Genomic DNA, 310 nt, shown 5'->3' on the forward strand with positions numbered 1-310 from the left:
TTTAAAATGATACTATCGTGAATATTACCTGGTGTGACAATTGTCCCGAGGACAAAACCATTCCGATCACATGCTGTATGAAAGGAATAGGCGAATTGCTTTTCACGCTCCCCCTTCACGTAATATCCTGACTCAGGATCCGTGGTACTCTCCTTCGTCAAACGTTGATCATTCTCGTCCTTCTTCTTGGGGGTAAAACGCTTTTTTCCGTGCGCCTCACGATCATCATTGATTTCTTGTTCCAGTTCATCTTGATAAAAACGTGCTGCACGACGAACATGTTTCTTTTTATATTTCCGCTTATTCGCAT

1 pseudogene is annotated in these 310 nt (G+C 42.3%); it reads right to left on the reverse strand.

What is annotated here, in order from left to right:
• A pseudogene (locus KNQ02_RS15580) lies at window positions 1–310 on the reverse strand (IS5/IS1182 family transposase); the annotation flags it as partial.

Origin of the sequence: Exiguobacterium sp. s102 (assembly GCF_018618635.1) — a bacterium.
Taxonomy (GTDB): Bacteria; Bacillota; Bacilli; order Exiguobacteriales; family Exiguobacteriaceae; genus Exiguobacterium_A; species Exiguobacterium_A oxidotolerans.